Source organism: Vibrio sp. Vb1337 (genome assembly GCF_033338715.1).
Taxonomy (GTDB): Bacteria; Pseudomonadota; Gammaproteobacteria; order Enterobacterales; family Vibrionaceae; genus Vibrio; species Vibrio alginolyticus.
Genome location: NZ_JAWOTD010000314.1, coordinates 1 through 1,005 on the forward strand (window position 1 = coordinate 1; position 1,005 = coordinate 1,005).

At 47.0% G+C, this 1,005-nt stretch carries 1 protein-coding gene and 1 pseudogene; both read left to right on the forward strand.

The window, feature by feature from the left end:
* Positions 1-727 (forward strand): response regulator (locus R7E42_RS25875; RefSeq protein WP_318073369.1); only part of this gene is annotated, 727 nt, incomplete at its 5' end.
* Between the two features lie 11 nt (positions 728-738).
* A pseudogene (locus tag R7E42_RS25880) lies at positions 739-1,005 on the forward strand (hypothetical protein); the annotation flags it as partial.

Below are 1,005 nucleotides of genomic sequence, written 5' to 3' on the forward strand. Positions count from 1 at the left end.
CCAATACTGTCTGATTTTGATGGACTGCATGATGCCGGTGATGGATGGGTTTGAGGCAACTAAACAAATCCGACAAATAGAGCAGAAAGAAAATCGAACGTTCCGCATTCCTATCATCGCGTTAACAGCAAGCGTTGTTGATGACGATATTCAAAAGTGTTTTGACGTCGGCATGGACGACTACGTACCAAAACCGTTTAAGGCGGATTTGCTCAAAGAGAAACTTGATAAAGCCGTTGGGTTGCGACTTCCCGTAACTGCATCGACAAAGCTCAACCAATCAAGCTTGACCGCTTTTGAAGAACCCGAATTTAAACAACGCGTTGGTGAGACGTTAAGTGCTGCGCCAATGCGACGTGAACGGATTTTATTGGTGGAAGATAACCGGGTGAATCAAAAAGTTGCTTCTTTACTGTTAAGCAAGGCTGGCTATCAGTTTGAAGTCGCGGAAAATGGCCAGATCGCAGTGGAGATGTTCCAGCGCGATGGTGGCTTCGACATCATTTTAATGGACTGCATGATGCCAGTGATGGATGGCTTCGAAGCAACGAAACAGATCCGCGCTTATGAAGCAAGCTTAGGACTCGAAAAAACGCCGATCATCGCGCTAACAGCCAGTGTGGTCGACGACGATATTCAACGCTGTTTTGACTCCGGGATGGACGCTTATGTGCCTAAACCAGTGAGAAAGGAGAAACTGTTGCATCAAATCGAAAACGTAATGTAGGCGAGCCACACATGAGCATGATTCTCCCCCCTCATAATCAACGAGCGCTGCGACTACTGGTCTCCGCCTGTTTGCTGCTTATATTTTTGTTGCCTTGGAGCCATCAGGCATTTGCCGCAGAAAGTTACGCCATTTTTTCACTTAACGCTCAGTTTGACGCGTTGACCATTAATAAAGCGAGGAAGCTCTACCGAGGCAAAACCAGACTATTACAAGGCCAACGAATTGAACTCTCTGATTGGCCAGAGACGTCCGTTGAACGAACGGAGTTCTATCGC